Origin of the sequence: Paenibacillus tyrphae, from assembly GCF_000722545.1 — a bacterium.
GTDB classification, from domain to species: Bacteria; Bacillota; Bacilli; order Paenibacillales; family NBRC-103111; genus Paenibacillus_G; species Paenibacillus_G tyrfis.
Genome location: NZ_JNVM01000005.1, coordinates 239,674 through 255,189 on the forward strand (window position 1 = coordinate 239,674; position 15,516 = coordinate 255,189).

The 15,516-nt window shown below is 46.1% G+C and carries 14 protein-coding genes and 2 CRISPR repeat arrays; of the genes, 10 read left to right on the forward strand and 4 right to left on the reverse strand.

All coding sequences use genetic code 11. The features are described 5' to 3' along the window. Positions 1-117 precede the first annotated feature (117 nt). Positions 118-1,236, forward strand: a complete 1,119-nt coding sequence (locus ET33_RS06770; RefSeq protein WP_235206653.1) for an amidase domain-containing protein — start codon at positions 118-120, stop codon at positions 1,234-1,236. A gap of 329 nt (positions 1,237-1,565) precedes the next feature. On the opposite strand, the gene ET33_RS37260 is transcribed toward ET33_RS06770, so the two are convergent. Beyond that, the gene (locus tag ET33_RS37260) at positions 1,566-1,793 is read right to left on the reverse strand and encodes a helix-turn-helix domain-containing protein (RefSeq protein WP_081890223.1); all 228 of its coding nucleotides are present in this window, start codon (positions 1,791-1,793) and stop codon (positions 1,566-1,568) included. A 335-nt stretch (positions 1,794-2,128) separates the two neighbouring features. Here ET33_RS37260 and ET33_RS39185 point away from each other — a divergent pair, with 335 nt between their 5' ends. Next, positions 2,129-2,305: a hypothetical protein gene (locus ET33_RS39185; RefSeq protein ID WP_167336422.1), complete on the forward strand. Its 177-nt coding sequence runs from the start codon at positions 2,129-2,131 to the stop codon at positions 2,303-2,305. A 132-nt stretch (positions 2,306-2,437) separates the two neighbouring features. Further along, positions 2,438-2,941: direct repeats of the CRISPR family, unit length 26 nt; unit sequence CAAATCCTCATAGGTACGTTCAAAAC. A gap of 535 nt (positions 2,942-3,476) precedes the next feature. Here ET33_RS39185 and ET33_RS40575 read toward each other — a convergent pair. After that, the gene (locus ET33_RS40575) at positions 3,477-3,632 is read right to left on the reverse strand and encodes a putative holin-like toxin (RefSeq protein ID WP_407668082.1); all 156 of its coding nucleotides are present in this window, start codon (positions 3,630-3,632) and stop codon (positions 3,477-3,479) included. A gap of 275 nt (positions 3,633-3,907) precedes the next feature. Here ET33_RS40575 and cas6 point away from each other — a divergent pair, with 275 nt between their 5' ends. The 8 genes from cas6 to cas2 all read left to right on the forward strand — a co-directional run bounded on the left by cas6 (position 3,908) and on the right by cas2 (position 12,823). Further along, positions 3,908-4,621: a CRISPR-associated endoribonuclease Cas6 gene (gene cas6 / locus ET33_RS06775; protein WP_036678280.1), complete on the forward strand. Its 714-nt coding sequence runs from the start codon at positions 3,908-3,910 to the stop codon at positions 4,619-4,621. 107 nt (positions 4,622-4,728) lie between these two features. Continuing rightward, positions 4,729-6,798 carry a type I-B CRISPR-associated protein Cas8b/Csh1 gene (cas8b, locus tag ET33_RS06780; RefSeq protein ID WP_036678283.1) on the forward strand — a complete coding sequence of 690 codons (2,070 nt, stop codon included), beginning with the start codon at positions 4,729-4,731 and terminating at the stop codon, positions 6,796-6,798. Next, positions 6,788-7,708, forward strand: a complete 921-nt coding sequence (cas7b, locus tag ET33_RS06785; protein ID WP_036678286.1) for a type I-B CRISPR-associated protein Cas7/Csh2 — start codon at positions 6,788-6,790, stop codon at positions 7,706-7,708. The genes cas8b and cas7b overlap by 11 nt, the downstream gene beginning before the upstream one ends. Before the next feature lie 8 nt (positions 7,709-7,716). After that, positions 7,717-8,487 (forward strand): CRISPR-associated protein Cas5, encoded by a 771-nt coding sequence (cas5, locus tag ET33_RS06790; protein WP_051775143.1) that lies wholly within the window; start codon positions 7,717-7,719, stop codon positions 8,485-8,487. Positions 8,488-8,525: 38 nt separating this feature from the next. Next, on the forward strand, positions 8,526-10,928 hold the full coding sequence (locus ET33_RS06795) for a CRISPR-associated helicase/endonuclease Cas3 (protein ID WP_036678289.1): 2,403 nt from the start codon (positions 8,526-8,528) through the stop codon (positions 10,926-10,928). Between the two features lie 20 nt (positions 10,929-10,948). After that, complete coding sequence (gene cas4 / locus ET33_RS06800; protein ID WP_051775144.1) at positions 10,949-11,488, forward strand: CRISPR-associated protein Cas4; 540 nt, start codon at positions 10,949-10,951, stop codon at positions 11,486-11,488. 36 nt (positions 11,489-11,524) lie between these two features. Continuing rightward, positions 11,525-12,517, forward strand: coding sequence for a type I-B CRISPR-associated endonuclease Cas1b (gene cas1b, locus ET33_RS06805; protein WP_036678292.1), 993 nt, complete (start codon positions 11,525-11,527; stop codon positions 12,515-12,517). 42 nt (positions 12,518-12,559) lie between these two features. Beyond that, a complete protein-coding gene (gene cas2 / locus ET33_RS06810; protein ID WP_036678504.1) occupies positions 12,560-12,823 on the forward strand; it encodes a CRISPR-associated endonuclease Cas2 in 264 nt (87 codons plus the stop codon). A gap of 485 nt (positions 12,824-13,308) precedes the next feature. Next, positions 13,309-13,944: a CRISPR direct-repeat array (repeat unit 30 nt; unit sequence GTTTTGAACGTACCTATGAGGAATTGAAAC). A gap of 189 nt (positions 13,945-14,133) precedes the next feature. On the opposite strand, the gene ET33_RS06815 is transcribed toward cas2, so the two are convergent. Next, the gene (locus ET33_RS06815) at positions 14,134-14,760 is read right to left on the reverse strand and encodes an S-layer homology domain-containing protein (RefSeq protein ID WP_051775145.1); all 627 of its coding nucleotides are present in this window, start codon (positions 14,758-14,760) and stop codon (positions 14,134-14,136) included. Continuing rightward, entirely contained in the window at positions 14,753-15,196 is a 444-nt protein-coding gene (locus tag ET33_RS06820) for a hypothetical protein (RefSeq protein ID WP_036678295.1), read from the reverse strand. Before ET33_RS06820 ends, ET33_RS06815 begins: the two co-directional genes overlap by 8 nt. Positions 15,197-15,516 lie beyond the last annotated feature (320 nt).

Here is a 15,516-nt window from a genome sequence, read left to right on the forward strand (position 1 = left end):
CCATTTTTCTGCAGGATCATTCATAATCCTCTGAGGGCCGGACTATTTGTTATATAGTTGCATTGTGCGCGGGATCAGATCGCCACCGATGCCAATCCAAACTGAGGAGGAGAAATGATGATGCTGGGTAAAAAAATAGCTGCAGGCGCAATCATGTTATTTGCCTTAACTTCGGCCGTTGCTTTCGCCGATGACACGGCCTTGAAGGCGGGAGATGCGAAAGTCCGGGACGAGGCCCAAAAATTCGTTGTCGATTTTGTCGGGCAAGCCTACAAGCCTTACTACACGCTGAATACCATCGACAGCGACATCTCCGAGTATTCGGTGAAAGACAATGTGCTGACGGCAAGGGTCAATATTTCTTTAAGCAAAACGTTAAAAGCCAAGTCGGTCGACGAAATTCCCTACGTCAAAGGAATGAAGAGTCAATCCGCCGTATTAAAGCAAACCAACGCGATCAGCGCCATGGAATCCGAACAAGTCATCAGCGACCGGCTTAAAGACCTCAGCGAATATATCGGCACGGCAACGGAGCAGAACGACTCGTTCCGGCTCACGGCCAAAGTCATCAACGGCAATATCGATAACCAAAGTGCGAAGCTTGAATTTTTGAATTATATGGATTGGATTCCGGCGGCCCACTTCGTTCCTGAAAACGAGGAAACGATGATGAAGCATGGACAAATGGATTTGTTGGAAGCGGTTACTACCAATCGCGCTTTCACGGTGCGAAGCGCAGTCCAGCCCCAAGCGGCTTTTACATACAATCGGATTGCGGCAAGAGATTATGCGAACAAGTACACGTCTACGGTAACTGGCTCGCCTTATTACGACACAAGCAAGTGGAATAAAAACTACAAGTTTCATACAGAAAGCGGCGGAGTCGATTGCGCGAATTACGTTTCCCAAGCCATGTATGCCGGCGGGATTCCTACGGATAGTACGTGGAAGCCCGAGTCGATTGCCTGGGTAAACACGGGCCGCAATATTAGCAATGGGTTGGAAGATTACATGGTGCGCACCAAGAAATATTTCTACAAAACCACGAAAGCTACCACGCCGGCCGGCGGTTTTATCAGCGCATTGGATTACTCTCATGTGATGTTTGTCGTGGCTAACGATACCGTAACGATGCAGTACAGCGCCCACACGAACGACAAATTGAAAGCTTCCTTCGCCAATTTCAGCGACAGCAAGTTTGAGTTCTTCTACATTAATTCGGCTTACTTAAATTAGTGGCTAGGGGATGTGCAAAGTTTATAGCTTCGGTATAAGCAGGATGGAGCGAGGATTTTTGTAAAGTTGTTGGTAGAGTAACAATCTTTCATCGAAATAAACAATTTAAAGCACTGCGAAACGAAGGGGTAGCTCCCTTGGGATTCGCAGTGCTTTCGGTTTTTTATCGATGCATGTTTTGTGGGGTAGTAGGGGAAGGGATGAGTCAGTTGCCACACTTTGGAGTTTCAATTCCTCATAGGTAGGTTCAAAACCCGTAAAATAGCGTTACTGAGCCATTTCAAAATATCCAAAAAGTTCTGAGCCTAAAAGCGAGCGTGATAAGAAAGTCAGTCAATTGGCGGGTTCTCGGAATCATCATTTCGGTATTCTAACAGATCGCTAACATTAACGCCTAAATAAGAACAGAGCTTATCTAAAAGCTCTCGTGGATAACGTTCCGTTTGATCGTTATACAGAGCGCGTACACTATCGAAACGATAATCAATATCTTTCGCTAACTGGCGAATAGAGATTCCTCTCTTGTCAAGAATTAGTTTGAGCTTTGAATGAATCAATGTAAACTCACCTCTGTTCAAATTGTAGGAGTACCTGCGTACACATGTCAATCGAAGAAATAGCACAAGATTGACACTTTTAGTGGGTCGGAATATAATAGACTTGATGACACGTTAAAGGTGTCGACATCAAGGGTGGTGATATAATTTGTAGTTCGCCAGGGCCGCTGAGAAAAAAATGGGTTGGCTTTTTCATTCATTTTTTAATTGTATTGTTAAGTTTTTGATCTCTTAACGCTTAGTATGAACCTCGATTTAAAAAATACGGTAGTTATTGCTTAATAACTTTTAACATCAAACGGTCAATATTTGGAGACCTAAAACATGGAGGAGATATGTTTCAAGAATTAAAAAAACTCATTATAGACCTAAGTTATATTCAAATTATTTGGGATGCTGAGGCTAAAAAGAAACAGGATGAAGCCGAAAAAATGTATGCTAATGGAGTAAGCGACGGCTTTAAACATGCCGCAGTTGCTCTAGACTCAATTATCCGAAAATACTCAACTTAATATCCATATTGACCCATGAGCGATAGCCTTGGGTCTCTTGTCTTTACAAGCCGCAACAGCGTTTAAGAATGTTTCAAATCCCTATACGGGGACATTCGAAACAGAAATTAAGCGCTATCCATTTTTGCATTACAAATCCTCATAGGTACGTTCAAAACAACGCCTCCGCCGCCGGCTGGAGATGGCTTGCTGACACGTTTCAAATCCTCATAGGTACGTTCAAAACCGTACCACCCTCTACGTTATGCCCGAGGAAAAGCTTGTGGTTTCAAATCCTCATAGGTACGTTCAAAACGTTACGTCGGATCGGCTTTGGAAGCAGATCCAAACCAAGTTTCAAATCCTCATAGGTACGTTCAAAACGAAATGACCCTCGCCTACTTCAACAACACGAAAACAAAAAGTTCCAAATCCTTATAGGTACGTTCAAAACTCATAGACAATGGGTGACCAAACGGATCAACCTGAGCCTGTTCCAAATCCTCATAGGTACGTTCAAAACGTTCCAATCCGGTTTACGTTCCTCCCGTCGAATCTCGTTCCAAATCCTCATAGGTACGTTCAAAACGGAAAATGATAGGTATTACTGCGGCCATCAGGTTCAAAGTTCCAAATCCTCATAGGTACGTTCAAAACCCATAAAAACCCTGCCACTACGCCATTCCTGCATATCCCAAAATTTCGTTTTTACAATTGCTAACGCACAATCCTTTTCGCCACGCGGCTATCCTTGTCGTCGATCCCCCGGCTTTTTTGCAGCATTGGGGGTCGACGACAAAATGAACATAGCTAAATTATAATGATTTGCCTTCTTTTTTCCAAGCTATAAAAATTATTTACCTGTAGCATATTGTAGCTTGAATGGACTTAAAAGCAAATAAATAACACAATCCTTTGTTGAGTGTCAAATTAGCGAACCCCGATCATGTCTGAAATTAGAAGCGAAACAAACTACGTGGAGTTTTTTAGCATTAAATGGAGTGAGCCATAATAAACGGCTTTTTACCTTGGTTTTGACCGAGTTTTTTCTATGATAGTTGCCAGTATAATCAATCATGATATGTCCAATTAGGAGAGACATGGGTCTCAAGAACAATATCCACTACAGGGGCGGCATGTTTTGAAAAACGGATTGAAGCTAGGCTCCTGGTCCGTAAAAACCAAGGGAGGCCTACTTCTTTTTTAAGTAGGCAAGTAAAGCGAGGATGAACATGCCGAACATGAACATCAACATCAACATCAACATCAACGTTAAAATATCTTTTATTTCCATGAAACCACCTCCTCTTAGGAGAATGCAATCATGCTTTCCTTGTAAACATTGCATTGTTTGTCTATAATACTTTGTTAAAAGTGATGAATAACTGAGTTACCTGTGCAGGAGTTGAAACTTATTTTTTCTTTTTGACAGCTATGCATCTACCTATAAGGAAAATTGGCGCTTGGAACTGATGTTCTATGTGCCTCTTTTTTTGAATTTTATGTTGGTAATTTCACTTTATGTTATATAATGGAACTATATCAAACAGAAATAATAATAAAGAAAACAGGTGATTCCCTCTGCGAGTCAAAATAACGCTCCAATTCCCCGGCCAACTGATCGTGCCTGTACATCATTTCGAGCTGCTGCACGGATTAATCTATGCAAGTATTCGCAACGAGCAATATCGCGAACACCTTCACAATGAGGGCTACAAATACGAGAACCGTAATTTCAAAGGCTTCTGCTTTTCCAGGCTGCAAGGGAAGCACACCGCATCCGAAGGCAAACTCGCATTCAGCTCCCCGGTCTCCTTCTTGTTCTCCACCTGCGACGAACAGTTGATGAAAGAACTCGTCTCCTCGCTATTCACCAAAGATTACGTAATGATCGGACATCAGCGGACAACCGTCCTTTCTGTCGAGCAGATCGAGGAAAAGATCAGCGAGTGCATGAGGATACGTTTTCTCACTCCTGTTACGATGTACAGCACGTTCATGCATAATGAGAAACGTAAAACCTACTTCTACGCCCCCACCGAAGATGATTTCAGCGAACTGATTGCTGCCAACGCCCGCAAGAAATATGAAGCCATCTTCGGCAAAGATCCGCTTGACCGCACACTCACCCTTACTCCTCTTGATAAGCGGCATCCCAAACAAGTCATTTTTACTTTCAAAAAAACAATCATCAAAGGTTGGCTAGGCGAATTTATTCTGCAAGGAGATCCGGAGCTTCTAAAGCTTGTTTACGATGTGGGTCTTGGGGCAAAATCCTCCAACGGGGCAGGCTTATTCACCGTGGTAAGTCATTTGGAGACAAAGGTGAAGATGTGACAAAATTCGGAAAAAACCAGGATAAATGACTGATCCAAATATTCCAATAGTTGGTTTTTATGGTATGATAGTCATGTGGCGCGATAACCAAGAGAGGGGGGCGTCCAATGATCGATGCTATCGCTTCATTGGGGAAGCTGCAGTACAGCGAAGACCCGCAGCAGTTGATTCGTTCCTTGGTCCGCTTTCGGCGGCCCGACAGCAGCAAGGGACAAACTCACTATCTGATTCTTGATTTTTCGACAAAATCAAAAAAATGCACCATACAGCTCCCTGAATTCAATACACGACGGGAAGATTTCGACTATACGCCGCAGCGGCTTCATTATATCGGGATCGTTCCAGCGGCGGGATTGCAGTACCACACGACGGGACATGATCTTCGGCATCTCTGTTCCCAAGTGCTGCCTGCTGTGCTGGACAAGCTGCCGGGAAATTCTCCGCTGGGTGAAAGCATCCGGCAAGTGTTGGCGGATTATTTTGTGCTGGATATGGAACTGGACCCGAAGAACCGCTACCGTTATTTATTGGATCTGGAAGCCGTCGGCATCGTAAATGCCGGATTTACGAACAAAATTCGCAGCGAAGCTGCCGACAAAGAACGGCCCGGCCTTGTAGCGAAAGAATTGCTGGATTGGGTCAAAAGAGAGAGGCAAATTGCGCCGGAACAGATCGATTTATTCGCATTTAGCATCGATGGTCAACTGATTGCACGTCATCCCGATTATATTCGCGCCGTGCTTGACGATCAGGTATCGATGTTCGATAAAGCGCAGGAAGGCATATGTTGCGTCACAGGGCAGCAAGCCGAGGTAAGCGCCGATTTAACGAAGTTCAAATTCAAATATTACATCACAGATAAATTAAATTTCTCCAGTTCCTTGACAGGAAGATTCGAACGCAATTTTCAATTGAGCCGCACGGGAGTCTGGCAGCTACTGTTAGGCGAACGGTATATTATGAACCGGCTGCGGCTGCGTATCGGTTCCTTCAACGTCTATATGATTCCGGAATTTCTCGATTCGGCTGCCTACGACGTCGCAGAAATTCGAGAGACGATTAATGAAGTATACAGCGACGTGCGCGCACTGGCGACTCAGAAGGAAGCTCGAAAGATCGAAGAAGGCCTGAAAAAAGAACTAGGCGCAATCGAATCTTTGGACGGCATTCGTACCCAAATGCTGATCAATCTTTTATTTTTCGAAGAAAATAAAAGTGAATTTAAAGTCTATCGTCATGTGAAGGATATCTCTCCGAGCCGGATCACGCTCATGCTAGATAAGGGAGAGGAAGTCCGCGAATATTTTCAGGGTATTGCTGAACATTTTCGAGCCAACAGACCTTCGCTGGAAAGCTTGTATTATATGATTCCGCTGCAGGTGGACGGCAAGGGCAAGGTCAAAAATCCGCAGATGTTAATGCAGCTCTATGATTCGATCTTGATCGGCCGCAAGCTTGACCGACGGGAGCTGATTGAAGCATTTGTCGCCCTACTAGGAAGGGTATACCACGGAACGACAGGCGGCCTTCAGATCGGCAGCAGGCGAGATTTGTCTAACGAATCCGGCAGCGATTTTGCATGGATAGGAATGGGTTGGAAACAAATGCATTATATTCGCTGGTTGGAGGAGATCGGGAATTTGAAGCGGGAAGGAGCAGGCGATATGGCGATTGAATTATTGGAAGAATTGGAGACGGAGCAAGCGTATATTCAAGCTTCCGGCTTTGACGAGGCGAGAGCTGCCATGTTTTTGCTGGGGGGCACGATCAAATTCGTCGCCGACGCGCAGCAGGCGAAGCTTAAATCCAAACCAATTATGCAGAAGATCAATTTCAAGGGGATATCCGAGCATCATTTGCAAAGGTTGATGACGGAAGTGTTCGAAAAGGCCGAGTACTACCGTAAAGTATATGAATACTTTCCCCGAACCCGATTTGACGGTTTTTATTTGGAGTTGATCCGGCTGCTCCATTTATCTCGATTTTCGATAACGGAACAATGGAAATTGAACGAGCAGGAAACGGTTCACTACATTATTTCTGGTTATATCTTTCAGGTTGGGATCAGCATGAAACCGCGCGAGTATAACGGCGGACAAACAGTGGACGGACAACCGGACGAATATCGGGCGGCCGATGATATCTTAGACGAAGAGGAGCATGACGATGAACAATAGTGAAATCTTGTTTCTGTACGATGCCAAGATGACCAACCCGAATGGAAACGTCGACGATGAGAATCGGCCACGGATGGATTACGAGTCGAAACGCAATCTGGTTTCCGATGTCCGGCTCAAACGCTATATCCGCGATTACTTGGAATTGCAGGGCAAATCGCTGTACGTTGGGAAGGTAGACGGCAAGACCGTCAATGCCGAGAAGCGGCTCGAACCTCTGTTGGCGGAGCTTCCGGGGAAGGTGGACAAGAAAACCTGGAACGCCGAGCATGAAGCATGGCTGCTGGATCAACTGATCGATGTGCGTTTATTCGGGGCGACAATGCCGGTGAAAGGGATGCCGCTTACGTTTACGGGGCCGGTGCAGTTCTCCTGGGGCTACTCGCTCAATCCGGTGACGATCATGGAAAGCACGATTACCACGCATTTCAGCTCGACAGGCGAACAAAGTCAAGGCACGATGGGCCGGGATTACCGGGTCGTTTATTCGTTCTTGTCTTTCTACGGGCTCATCAGTGGGAAACGAGCACAGTGGACCAGATTGACTGAAGAGGATGTACAACTGCTGGATGAGGCGCTCGTGAGATCTATTCCGCTTCTGGCAACCCGCAGCAAAATCGGTCAAAGCCCCCGACTCTATATGCGTGTAGAATATGTAGACGATCTGACCTTGATCGGAGATTGGCGAGACAAGCTCGATCCGCTCGGGGACTCACTCAACCAGATTAATGACGTTGAGTTGAACGCAGAACGATTAATAACGAAGCTGGAGCAGGTCAAGGACAAGATTCACCGTATTCATCTATGGGAAGATACGGATTTGAAAGTTAGCTCTCAGGGCGCAGCAGGTGCGTTTAGTGAATTGCTTCCTTCCGCACTACAGACCAAACTGCATCGCATCGACGGTTAGGTGAACTTATGAAAACGGTCGTTTTTGAAGTGCGGGGGAGTTTCGCGCATTTCCGCAAGTTTTACGCCAACTCGACCTCGCTCAGCTACGAATTTCCCCCGAGAACCACGGCGTGCGGGATGATCGCCGCTATTCTGGGCCTGGAAAGGGACAGCTATTACGAGCTGATGAGCGAGGAGCAAGCCTTTGTCTGCGTACAGATTATGGAGCCTGTCAAACGGATGAGTCAGACCGTCAATTACATGTGGGTCAAAGGGACGAAAGATTTAAACGGCTCCGCTGGTCCGATGCAAATTCCGGTGGAATGGGTGACGAACATCGACGGCGTCGGCAAAGGGGAAGTAGGCTACCGGATTTATTTCTCCCACCGGGATGAAGCGCTGCTGGAGAAGTTGAGCAGTCTGCTCAAGGAAAATCAAACGTATTATCCTATCTATCTCGGACTTAGCGAGGCACTGGGCCACGTTCGTTGGATTGGCGAATTCGAATTGGAGCACGCGGACAAGTCCGATGAGCTTATTGAAATCGTCACCGTCTGCCCGATCGAGCAATTGCAGGATATCTCCTATGTGCAAGCAGGAGAAGGGGCCCCGGTAAGAAAATACATGCGGGATCGAATCCCTTGCGATTTTGCCGCTGAACGCCGTCTGACCGGAGTCGCTCAAGTGATCTACGAACCAAACGGCCATCCCGTTACGGCAAGGGTGAAGCATGGGATATATCGTCTGCGGATCAATGACGAGCCGCTGTATGTCTTACCGCTTACGAGCCGGGAATAGATTACTGTGATCACCCAAGCGTCGAGGAGGTTGAACTTATGCGTTTTCGTTCTCATCCGGAACGGGAATTATCCGATCATATGCAGGATGTTCATCGACGTGTGCTTTCGATGCTTGAGCGAACACCGATAGAAGAAGCGGAGCGGGATGCGTGGGCACGCCTGCTCCGCCTTCTTGCTTCCTGTCATGATTTCGGCAAGTATACAAGCTTTTTTCAAAAGCATCTAGCCGGGGACCGCAGCATCGGGAAAGAAAGTTACCATTCGCTACTTGGGGCTTTGTTCGGTTCATATGTACGGGAGCAGAGTTGGTCTTCCGCTACGGATTGGAAGCAGCATGAGTATTATTTGCCATTGATCGTTTATTTTATTATTGTTCAGCATCACAGCCACTTGCGGGATTTTGCCGATACGGTCCCGTCGAAGCAGGATTATCTCGCCGCCCAGTTGCAGGATATTACGCACAATCTGCGTGAAATTGAGCAAGATCTGCATCAGTCTTTCCCGGAGCTTACACCTCATTTGCTTGCTTTCCTCGACCACTTCGAAGAACACATGAACCAACTAAGCGGAAAACATAATTTTGTACCGAGATTTTTCCGCCAGCTTCCGGAGTATGACTTGTCTTTAGCGTTGATGGTGCAGGTGGCGTTCTCTTTTCTGATTGACGCGGACAAACATAGCGCAGCGGAAAACGATAGCGTACCCCCAAGCCAACTCTCTCCGGGGCTTGTCGAAGCTTACCGGATACGTCAGTTTGCCAAGGCAGCGCAGAAGAACGATACGATGGTCGTGAAACGTAATCTCGTCAAGCAGATTGTGGTAGAGAATGTCTCGAGGGTAGAACTGTCCAAGTCGTTCCATACGTTTACCTCGCCCACCGGCACGGGAAAAACGCTTGCTGCGCTGGAAGGAGCGCTACTGCTGCGAGACCGCTTGAGCAAGCAAGGGTCTCCGCCACGCCGAATAATCTACGTACTTCCCTTCACAAGCATCATCGACCAAAACTATGCCGTCATCCAGAATGTCATTACGCAGGGGAAAACGAATTCCCAACTCGTATTAAAACATCACTATATGAGCGAAATCGAATACGGAAAAGCGGACGGGACGGACGAGCTTTCGCTTGACAGGCAGTTGATGTTTATTGAGAGCTGGGAGTCCGAGGTCATCGTCACTACCTATGTTCAACTGCTGCATACGATGCTAAGCAATCAGAACCGGCAATTGAAGAAGCTTCATAATTTGGCGGGTTCGATTGTCATTTTAGATGAGGTGCAAAATATTCCGTTTGCTTATTGGCTTCTTACCGAGCAGTTATGCAAGGCTTACAGCAAGCAGTTCGATAATAAATGGATCTTGTTAACGGCCACCCAGCCGAAAATCTTTCCCGACTCAGATACGGTAGAATGGTTGGACCATCCGGAATACCACAATACCTGTTTTTTTGCCGATATGAACCGGACGGAAATCCGCTTGCTTGGCGAACGTTATTTGGATCTGGAAGAATGGCTTGATGCGGCGTACGCCGAGGCGGAAAAGGTTCCTTCGGTTCTAATTATTGTCAATACGATTGCCACTTCGACTCAGGTGTATGATTACTTTTGCGAACGAATGGACGGCGATAGCGACGAGGTCGTCTACTACTTGTCCGCGAATCTGATCTTTGAACATCGTAAAAAGGTTCTGAAACGGGTACGTCAACGGCTAGATAACGGTCTGCCAGTAATACTCGTCTCTACGCAGGTGGTCGAAGCGGGCGTGGATGTCGATTTCCATTGCGTGATCCGGGATTTGGGACCGATGGATTCGATCATTCAGGCTGCTGGGCGATGCAATCGTCATGGCCGAAGGCCGTCGCCAGAATCCGTGGTGGTCATCCCGCTGCATAAGGCAAGCGCCAAAAAGGCGGATTCGGCCATCGTATACGGTCAGGATGCTTATATCGCTGTAGAAACGATGAGGGAGTTCCGGGCAGGACATAATGACGGCGCTATACCGGAGAAAGCTTATCAGCAAATGGTGGATAGTTATTACCAAAAGCTGCTTTATCTTAAGGAAAACGGCGAATCTCGCAAGAGGTTATCGCAGCTTCAAAAGCTGGAGTTTGACAAGCTGTCGGACTTCTCGCTTATTCCGAAGAAAAACCGGACGATTGCCGTATATGTTCAATACAACTGGAAGGCGGTCTGGCTCTGGAATTACTACGTGGAACGTGTATGTAAAGAAAAAGATTTAAACCGCAGACGGGAAAACTATTTGCGCTGCAAAACGAAGCTGAGACAGTTTCAAATGGATGTAGATTGCCGCTATGTTCGTAATCGGGAATTAGAGTATGGTTTTGTCCTGATTCGTCCGGAGTGGGTAGAGGCAGACCAATACTATGACCGGCGAACGGGATGGATACGCGATCCGAACGATGAAGAGGCGTTTATTTGGTAATGGATGGGAGGAGTACGGCGATGAACGACTCCGCAGCACCGGACACGGGAAGTGATGCCGAACATATCCAAGGGATTACTGGTACGTTCATCTGGTACTATTACATCTGCCGGCGCGAGGTGTGGTTAATGTCCCGGCAGATTGTGCCGGACCAGCAGGATGAGAATATGGACTGGGGCCGCTTCCTACATGAGCAAGCCTACGCCCGCGAGAAGAAAGAGGTCGCGTGGGAATCGGTGAAGATGGACACTGTGACGAGCAAGCAAGGGGAACTCGTAGTGGCCGAGGTGAAGAAGACCTCGTCGTATTTAAAAAGCGCCACGATGCAGCTGTTATTTTACCTGTACACGCTTAAAATTGCCGGAATTGACGCGCGGGGCGAGCTGCGTTTTCCGGAGGAACGGCGCAAGGAGCCGGTTCAATTGGATGCCGCCCGGGAGGCTGAGCTTCAAGAAGCGGTCCGGCAGATTCGCCACATCATCGACCAAGACGTACCGCCCAAGCCGGAAAAAATCAAATTTTGCGGGAAATGCGCTTACCGTGAGTTTTGTTGGGCCTAGCTTGCTGGACGAATCACCGAGCCTGGAGGGAAATCTTTGAAGAAAACCATTTATATTTTTCAATCCGGTGAATTGAAGCGTAAGGACAATACGTTATACTTTGAAGGCGAAGAGGGCCGGAAGTTTATCCCGGTAGAGGATACGCAAGAGTTGATGATTTTCGGCGAGGTCGACTTGAATAAGTCGCTGCTCGAATTTTGTTCGCAGAAAGAGATTATTTTGCACTTTTTTAACTATTACGAGTATTATACAGGCAGCTTTTATCCGCGGGAGCATCTGAATTCGGGGTACATGATTCTCAAGCAGGCAGAGTATTATTCGGACGAGGCGAAGCGCTACGAAATTGCGCAGGCATTTGTCCGTGGCGCTGCTCATAACATTTTGCGGGTGCTGAAATATTATCGTTCGAGAAATAAAGATGTTGGCGCGGCGATCGATACGATTGAAGCCTTGGTGGCAAATTCGGCTGCGGCCCGAACGATACCGGAGCTTATGGCGTACGAAGGGAATATTCGGGAGAGCTACTACAAGGCGTTCGATATCATTTTGGATCACCCGGATTTCAAGTTCGGCCAACGCTCCAAACGTCCGCCCAAAAACGAGCTTAATGCATTAATCAGCTTCGGCAATTCGATCCTGTATACGCAGGTGCTGAGCGAAATTTATCATACTCACTTGGATCCGCGGATCGGTTATTTGCACACGACGAATTTTCGGAGATTTTCGCTGAATTTGGATGTGGCCGAGATTTTCAAGCCGGTGCTTGTGGATCGTCTGTTGTTTTCATTGATTGGCAAGAAGCAGTTGACGAAAGAGCATTTTGTTAAAGAAACGGGAGGTATCTTGCTCACGGAAAAGGGCCGCAAGCTGTATATTACCGAGTGGGAAGGGAAGTTAAAGACGACGATCAAGCACCGAGAGCTGAATAAGGAGGTTAGTTACCGCAGGCTGCTGCGCATGGAGCTGTACAAGCTGCAAAAGCATTTTATGGGCGAGAAAAGCTACGAGCCGTTTGAGGCTTTGTGGTAAGAGCGGGGCGCGTGATAGCTGTTTTGGAAAGAGGTGATGCTTCTGTTTGCGATCATTGTGTACGATGTCGGGGAGAAACGTGTAGCCCGGGTGCTCAAGACATGCCGGAAATATTTAAACTGGGTCCAAAACTCCGTGCTGGAAGGGGAAATTACGGAGACAAACCTGAAGAAGCTGAAGGCGGAGCTGAACAAAATAATTGAAGACGATGAGGATTCGGTTATCTTTTATACTTGGCGTACCCAGAAGTACTCGGATCGGGAGATCATGGGGTTGGAAAAAGGTGGACAAAGCCTTATAATTTAACTATGCTTTTTGTCGTCGACCTCCAATGCTGCAAAAAAGCCCGGGGGTCGACGACAACGATAGCTGCACGGTAGAAGGGATTGCGGCGTTAGCTGTTGGAGATATGAATTGTGGGATATGAGGGAATGGCGTAGAGACGGGATTTTTACGGGTTTTGAACGTACCTATGAGGAATTGAAACCAACACCCCAAAGGCTATGCATGATCCAGCCGAGAAGTTTTGAACGTACCTATGAGGAATTGAAACCCGTTGTCACTTGGGCCACCATGATTTCCCGAAAGGGTTTTGAACGTACCTATGAGGAATTGAAACCCCGATTATGGTGGTTGGATGGTTTTGCGGGCGGATTGGTTCTGAACGTACCTATGAGGAATTGAAACCTTTTAATTCAATACCTACCCCCAACTCTTCGCCCTTGTTTTGAACGTACCTATGGGAATTGAAACACATATCAGAACCCTTGTGGTCATTTCCACACACGCTCGTTTTGAACGTACCTATGAGGAATTGAAACTTATGTAAAGCATCCACAGTGCTAGTAGACCCGCACGTTTTGAACGTACCTATGAGGAATTGAAACAATGAGCAAAAGCGCGAAGCAACTAAGCGCAACTTCGTTTTGAACGTACCTATGAGGAATTGAAACCACTTTTGACAGGTTTTGATACCCTTCCATTTCCCCGTTTTGAACGTACCTATGAGGAATTGAAACTCGTATTTCGGCGGGAATGCCTTGTTCGTGTGGGAAATGTTTTGAACGTACCTATGAGGAATTGAAACCCGGGTGAATCTTGGTGCGACCTTGGACTTCTTTTTGCTGTTTTGAACGTACCTATGAGGAATTGAAACATGGCAAGCGTCCATTTTTTAGCACAGGAGCGGGGAAAGTTTTGAACGTACCTATGAGGAATTGAAACTCCACCGTGCCCGCGCCGTCGTCGCCCCCAGCCAGAGGTGTTTTGAACGTACCTATGAGGAATTGAAACTGTCAAGAAGGGGAGTAGGGGCAGCTTTTTGTTTTCTGTTTTGAACGTACCTATGAGGAATTGAAACTGTGTAAAGCCGTTGAATGAGCTGCCCAATATTCGTAGTTTTGAACGTACCTATGATGAGTATAAACCTTGTGAAATAATGAACTGCTAAATCCTTGATATAAAGGATTTTACGAGGGAGAAACGTTTTGGGGACGAATTGGGGCGGAACACGCAGGAGCAGATAGAATACCCCGCTGGTTTATCATGAATATATAGGAGCCTAATAACTGAAAAGGTTGCATGTAAACACATTGCGACCTTTTCGAGGAGATTATTTATTTTTCGGATTTTGGCTCGTATTTAACGGTTTCCTTTGGTGATTTTTGTAATTTGTCCAGTTTGGAGCGTATACGCTTAATCATGGTTAAAGCTTCGGCTCTTGTAAGTGGATCACCTTCCTTGAATCCGTCAAAGGAGTTATCAACTTTCCCTTTTACAAAGCCGTTGTCCAGAAGATAACGAATAGAATCCTGTTGGTTATAGTTTTTGCCTGTAGCATCTGCAATAATTTTGGCCGCTTGACCCCGGGCTAGGCCAATATCAGAACCCTTAGGTTGATGGAAAGGAACGATCACATACCATCCGTAACTAAAGGCAAAGTGCATATATGGGTAAGACCACTCCCCAGTATTATTAGGATCATCTAGACTAAAATCCGAAGGTTTAAATGTCCTGATCAGAAGGGTTATAAATTCCTTTTGTCCAACAACTTTTTCGGGTTTAAAAGTATTATCGGGGTACCCATCCACTATTTTTTCCTTAACGGCCCATTGTATGGTATCTATGGCCCAATGATCCTCATTAACATCTTGAAATTTAATTTTTTCCGCATGTACACCGTTATAGCCGCAAAAAAACACCATTACGCAAAGTGCAGATAATAGAAGCTTGCGTCTAAACATAAAACAAATCCTCCTTTAAATGTAAATTAAACTCACTATTTACAATTGACGAATATAATTTGAGGAAGTTGCGGTGGCAATAAAAAAGGCCCTCATACTTCGAGGGCCTAGGTACCCTTGTTGTAAGGGTACTTGCGATGGTGGATGGTTTTTGCTCAGTTAAGGGTAATTTTAAAAACACCCTACCAATTTCAGCATGTTCTGGTGGCTTCTCCATATTCGAATTTTGAATAAACCTTTCCGCTTCTTTTCCTTCGATTTTGATCCTTTTGAAACCTTCTTCGTAGTTGGTTTCGACCACTTTGTATTGATACGACTCCAAATCGTCATAGCAGCCTTTGGTCGGGTTGCTCTGCAAGGTGTCCTTTGCAGAAGCGGGTTGGAAGCTCATTGCGAGAACTACGACTAACGAGAGTGTGGCGAAAAGTTTTTTCATTCCTATCCATACTCCTTTTCATTATTTAGGGTAGTCGCGACACCCTAGAAAGAATGTTAACACATATTTCCAAAATTTGTTGGTCCCATTTTCTGTAATTCAATAATAAATGGTCCTAAGTGATTCTGAACAATGGTCGGCCGACGAGTTGTTCTCCTAAAAAATACCACGTATTACCAAGTGTTTGAAATGGGACGAAACTACTTTTTTATGAGTATTTAGGAGTACTAGATAGCTTGTTGTTTTTGGGATTTAACCAAAATTTCATGAAGAAATATGTCATTATTTGTAGGTTTACGTCTAACTGCGTTGTTATGCTC

What these genes read in the sequence shown, in the direction of transcription:
- ET33_RS39185 (WP_167336422.1), top strand. Translation starts at nt 2,129, where the DNA reads ATGTTTCAAGAATTAAAAAAACTCATTATAGACCTAAGTTATATTCAA.
- cas7b (WP_036678286.1), top strand. Translation starts at nt 6,788, where the DNA reads ATGAACAATAGTGAAATCTTGTTTCTGTACGATGCCAAGATGACCAAC.
- cas4 (WP_051775144.1), top strand. Translation starts at nt 10,949, where the DNA reads ATGAACGACTCCGCAGCACCGGACACGGGAAGTGATGCCGAACATATC.
- ET33_RS06770 (WP_235206653.1), top strand. Translation starts at nt 118, where the DNA reads ATGATGCTGGGTAAAAAAATAGCTGCAGGCGCAATCATGTTATTTGCC.
- ET33_RS06795 (WP_036678289.1), top strand. Translation starts at nt 8,526, where the DNA reads ATGCGTTTTCGTTCTCATCCGGAACGGGAATTATCCGATCATATGCAG.
- cas5 (WP_051775143.1), top strand. Translation starts at nt 7,717, where the DNA reads ATGAAAACGGTCGTTTTTGAAGTGCGGGGGAGTTTCGCGCATTTCCGC.
- ET33_RS06815 (WP_051775145.1), bottom strand. Translation starts at nt 14,760, where the DNA reads ATGTTTAGACGCAAGCTTCTATTATCTGCACTTTGCGTAATGGTGTTT.
- ET33_RS06820 (WP_036678295.1), bottom strand. Translation starts at nt 15,196, where the DNA reads ATGAAAAAACTTTTCGCCACACTCTCGTTAGTCGTAGTTCTCGCAATG.
- cas8b (WP_036678283.1), top strand. Translation starts at nt 4,729, where the DNA reads ATGATCGATGCTATCGCTTCATTGGGGAAGCTGCAGTACAGCGAAGAC.
- ET33_RS40575 (WP_407668082.1), bottom strand. Translation starts at nt 3,632, where the DNA reads ATGCAATGTTTACAAGGAAAGCATGATTGCATTCTCCTAAGAGGAGGT.